Consider the following 4,537-nt stretch of genomic DNA (forward strand, 5'->3'; position numbering starts at 1 on the left):
TATGATTCTTTCTAATGATAGTTTGGTCGCTTTTCATTATAGATGATATGGGACTTTTTTTCTACAACAAAATAGGCTCCATAATATCCATAGGGGATTTACCCACTACAAATATTATAGAGCCTTTATATTTAAGGTTAGACTTTTGTCCCAGACTCAGATTGAAGATAAAGTCCTTAGAAACTTGTACTCTAAGGACTTTATCTTCAATCAGGGGTTGGCGAGAGCTAACCTTATTTGATATAGAGTTCTTGATTTTTTAGGACAATTTCACGTACACTTGCGAACTTCTTGAGTTTTTTGATTTCTTCTGGATGAGTGACGAGAGTGATAACATAACCTTCTTTACCCATGCGACCTGTACGGCCAGCACGGTGAGTGTAGGTTTCAATATCTCTAGGAACATCAAAGTTTACGACGCATTCTAGGCTATCGATATCAATCCCACGAGCCAAAAGGTCAGTTGCAAGAAGCAGGGTTAGTTGCTTATCTTTAAACTTTTCTAAGATGACTTTTCTAAATTTGACATTGACATCGCTAGCGAGGGAAACAGCCAATATATCACGATACTGTAGTTTTTCCTCGGCACTCCCAAGGTCTGATAGGCTGTTAAAAAAGACTAGTCCGCGGAAATCCTCAACATGAGCCAATTTTCGTAGCATATCCACTCGGTGACGCTGGTCCACCTGCATATAGAAATGTTGAATGTTGTCCAATTTTTGGTCAGAAAGATCAATGGTACGTGTGTTAGGCGCAATTTTTTCTTTGTTAAACTTGGTCGTCGCACTCATGTAGACGAGTTGGTGGTCACGCGGTGCGTAGTGAGTGATTTTCTCGACAAAGTGAATCTGAGAATCATCTAGCAATTGGTCGAATTCATCCAGGATGATGGTTTCCACATTCATCATCTTGATTTTTTTCAATTTAATTAGTTCAAAGATACGGCCAGGAGTTCCAATCAGAATTTCTGGTCCTTTTTTTAGACGTTCAATCTGGCGTTTCTGACTCGAACCTGATAAGAAGAGTTGGGCAGTCAAGCCGATAGCTTCAGCCCATGTTTTACACACTTCGAAAATCTGTCCAGCAAGTTCTGTATTTGGTGCTAGAATCAAGAGTTGTTGGGCTTTTTTCTTTTGTAGTCTGAGAAGACTTGGCAGGAGGTAAGCTAGGGTCTTACCAGTTCCTGTTGGGCTCACTCCTAAGAGGTTTTCTCCAGCAAGAAGGGGCTCAAATAGTTGGGTTTGAATGGGAGTGAATTCTTGGAAACCGAGTTGGTCACTCAGTTCTTGCCATTCAGTCGGTAGTTTGTTTTTCATTTTTCTGCCTCAAATCTAATGCCAGCAGTCTGGCGCATGGTATAAAATAGGTGGTGGACATGAGCTGCATCGTTCAGCCAGTCTTGGTAGAGAGATTGGTCAGGTTCTTTCATCATGTTTGCAAATGCAGCGACTTCCTCAATCATGGTGTGGGGTGCTTGCTGGATAGGAAGATGAATGTCATTTCCTTTATGGTCTGTAAAAATAGCTGAGCGGATATGCTCGATGGTGTTGAGGGTCAAGGTTCCATCTGTCGTATAAATTTCGCAAGGAAGATTGGAAGTGATGTTTTTCCCAGCTTTTATATGAATTTGAAAGTCAGGGTATAAGAGGATTCCGTCTCCATTCAGGTCCATGCTATTGTCAAGTTGTTGAGCCTGATAGGTCGCGTCTTGAGCTTTTCCAAAGAGACGAACGGCAGCGTAGAGAGGATAGATCCCCAAATCCATAAGCGCTCCACCAGCAAAACGGTCTGAAAAGACATTTGGTGTCTGTCCAGCTAACAAGTCCGGCATTTTGGAAGAATACTTGGCATAGTTGAAATCTGCCCCTAAAATTTGCTTGTCTGCTAAAAAGTTTTTGATAGTAGTAAAAGCTTCTTCGTGGTAATTACGAGCTGCTTCGAAGATAAAACAGTGATTTTTCTCAGCTGTTTGAACCAAATCCAGCCATTCTTGTGGTTGAGTGACAGCTGGCTTTTCAAGAATGACGTGTTTTCCAGCAGATAATGCAACTTTTGCCTGAGCAAAATGCAAGGAGTTTGGACTAGCAATATAGACAACATCAAAGGAGCTCTTGAAGAAGTCCTCTAATTGATTAAAGAGTTGGATATTCTGATAGCGAGAAGCAAAGGTTGCCGCAGTTTCTAGTTTTCTAGAATAGACTGCGACCAGCTTGTATTCTCCACTGGAATGGGCTGCTTCTATGAAGTGGTGGCTGATAGCCCCTGTTCCGATGACACCTAATTTAAGCATAGTTACTCCTTTTTCCGATTTCAAATTCTTCTTTCATTATAACATAGATAGACGGGACTATCCAACAGAGGGTAAAAAATTTCAAATAAGCTACTAGGTCTTTTCCAAAGAAAGTGGTACAATAATGAGATGAGTAAATGAAATGGGAGGGAAAATGAGGTTATTACCTATAAGAAAAATATCACGTCAGTCTAAGAGGCTAGCGCTTTTTTTGACTTTTTGTGCAGGATATGTAGACGCCTATACTTTTATTGTGCGAGGGAATACTCTTGTAGCTGGACAAACTGGGAATGTCGTCTTTCTATCAGTGGGGCTCATTCAACACAATGTTTCAGATGCTAGTGCCAAAGTAATGACCTTGCTAGCTTTTATGATGGGGGTCTTTTTACTAACGATTTATAAGGAAAAATTGAGAATTGTGAAAAAGCCAATTCTGTCACTGATTCCTTTGGCAATCTTATCAATAATTATTGGTTTTGTGCCGCAAACTGTAGATAATATCTATCTAGTACCGCCCTTAGCCTTTTGTATGGGCTTGGTGACAACTGCTTTTGGTGAGGTTTCGGGTATTGCCTACAATAATGCCTTTATGACAGGGAATATCAAACGAACAATGCTAGCTTTTGGAGATTATTTCCGAACCAAGCACACTCCTTTTTTACGTGAAGGGATTATCTTTGTAAGCCTGCTTAGTAGTTTTGTCCTTGGTGTTGTCTTTTCAGCTTATGTGACGATTTTCTATCATGAAAAGACTATTCTTGGTGTTCCTATTATGATGAGCATTTTTTACATTAGCATGCTTTTTGCCTCTTGGCAGAAAAAAGTAAAAGAAAAAGCTTCATTTTAGGTGTTATTACTTGTAAGAAAATAGGAGATATGCTATACTTGAAGAGTTGACTATGCACGTTCCTGTGCAACCGCACGAACATCGTTGCTTGATTATTCAAGTTTAAGTGGTTCGTCCCACGATGCTAGGCGAGTCTTCACAAAAAATTCGGGGAAACCCATAAAAATCATAGGAGGTGCATAATGAGCACATACGCAATTATCAAAACTGGCGGAAAACAAGTTAAAGTTGAAGTTGGTCAAGCAGTTTACGTTGAAAAATTGAACGTTGAAGCTGGTCAAGAAGTTACTTTTAACGAAGTTGTTCTTGTTGGTGGTGAAAACACTGTTGTCGGAACTCCACTTGTTGCTGGAGCTACTGTAGTTGGAACTGTTGAAAAACAAGGAAAACAAAAGAAAGTTGTTACTTACAAGTACAAACCTAAAAAAGGTAGCCACCGTAAACAAGGTCACCGTCAACCATATACAAAAGTTGTCATCAACGCAATCAACGCTTAATTTTAAGGAGAACACATGATACAAGCAGTCTTTGAGAGAGCCGAAGATGGCGAGCTGAGGAGTGCGGAAATTACTGGACACGCCGAGAGTGGCGAATACGGCTTAGATGTCGTGTGTGCATCGGTTTCTACGCTTGCCATTAACTTTATCAATTCTATTGAAAAATTTGCAGGCTATGAACCAATCCTAGAATTAAACGAAGATGAAGGTGGCTATCTGATGGTTGAGATTCCAAAAGATCTTCCTTCACACCAGAGAGAAATGACCCAGTTATTCTTTGAATCATTTTTCTTAGGTATGGCAAACTTATCGGAGAACTCTTCTGAGTTCGTCCAAACCAGAGTTATCACAGAAAACTAACACGGAGGAAAACATTATGTTAAAAATGACTCTTAACAACTTGCAACTTTTCGCCCACAAAAAAGGTGGAGGTTCTACATCAAACGGACGCGATTCACAAGCAAAACGTCTTGGAGCTAAAGCAGCTGACGGACAAACTGTAACAGGTGGATCAATCCTTTACCGTCAACGTGGTACACACATCTACCCAGGTGTAAACGTTGGACGTGGTGGAGACGATACTTTGTTCGCTAAAGTTGAAGGCGTAGTACGCTTTGAACGTAAAGGACGCGATAAAAAACAAGTTTCTGTTTACCCAATCGCTAAATAAAAAGGTCTAGTGAACCTTTTTATCCCGAGCCTTAAAATATAAAGGCGAGGAAGCTAGAAATAGCATTAAATAAGGCTTTCCGAGTTTTCGGAGAGCCTGTTTTTTTGGGCTCTTTGTCAACTGTAGTGGGTTGAAGAAAAGCTAAGCTCGAGAAAGGACAAATTTCGTCCTTTCTTTTTTGATGTTTAGAGCGATAAAAATCCTTTTTTTGAAGTTTTCAAAGTTTCGAAATC

Annotated in this window: 6 protein-coding genes and 1 other annotated feature; of the genes, 4 read left to right on the forward strand and 2 right to left on the reverse strand. The window is 40.2% G+C overall.

Annotated features, from left to right (window positions below; translation table 11 throughout):
• Window positions 1–233 precede the first annotated feature (233 nt).
• Together GEZ85_RS09860 and GEZ85_RS09865 are read right to left on the reverse strand one after the other, a co-directional pair.
• The gene (locus GEZ85_RS09860; RefSeq protein ID WP_153210181.1) at window positions 234–1,316 is read right to left on the reverse strand and encodes a DEAD/DEAH box helicase; all 1,083 of its coding nucleotides are present in this window, start codon (window positions 1,314–1,316) and stop codon (window positions 234–236) included.
• Window positions 1,313–2,290, reverse strand: coding sequence for a Gfo/Idh/MocA family protein (locus GEZ85_RS09865; protein WP_153210180.1), 978 nt, complete (start codon window positions 2,288–2,290; stop codon window positions 1,313–1,315). The genes GEZ85_RS09860 and GEZ85_RS09865 overlap by 4 nt, the downstream gene beginning before the upstream one ends.
• Window positions 2,291–2,432: 142 nt before the next feature.
• Between GEZ85_RS09865 and GEZ85_RS09870 the strand changes: the two genes are divergently transcribed.
• The 4 genes from GEZ85_RS09870 to rpmA all read left to right on the forward strand — a co-directional run bounded on the left by GEZ85_RS09870 (window position 2,433) and on the right by rpmA (window position 4,304).
• Window positions 2,433–3,137 (forward strand): YoaK family protein, encoded by a 705-nt coding sequence (locus GEZ85_RS09870; protein WP_153210179.1) that lies wholly within the window; start codon window positions 2,433–2,435, stop codon window positions 3,135–3,137.
• 58 nt (window positions 3,138–3,195) lie between these two features.
• Window positions 3,196–3,283, forward strand: a sequence feature (ribosomal protein L21 leader region).
• A gap of 36 nt (window positions 3,284–3,319) precedes the next feature.
• Complete coding sequence (gene rplU / locus GEZ85_RS09875; protein ID WP_000109141.1) at window positions 3,320–3,634, forward strand: 50S ribosomal protein L21; 315 nt, start codon at window positions 3,320–3,322, stop codon at window positions 3,632–3,634.
• A 15-nt stretch (window positions 3,635–3,649) separates the two neighbouring features.
• A complete protein-coding gene (locus GEZ85_RS09880) occupies window positions 3,650–3,994 on the forward strand; it encodes a ribosomal-processing cysteine protease Prp (RefSeq protein ID WP_000613699.1) in 345 nt (114 codons plus the stop codon).
• A 16-nt stretch (window positions 3,995–4,010) separates the two neighbouring features.
• The gene (gene rpmA / locus GEZ85_RS09885; RefSeq protein ID WP_000916509.1) at window positions 4,011–4,304 is read left to right on the forward strand and encodes a 50S ribosomal protein L27; all 294 of its coding nucleotides are present in this window, start codon (window positions 4,011–4,013) and stop codon (window positions 4,302–4,304) included.
• Window positions 4,305–4,537: the final 233 nt, after the last annotated feature.

The sequence above is a fragment of the Streptococcus mitis genome (assembly GCF_009496205.1).
Classification (GTDB): Bacteria; Bacillota; Bacilli; order Lactobacillales; family Streptococcaceae; genus Streptococcus; species Streptococcus mitis_BN.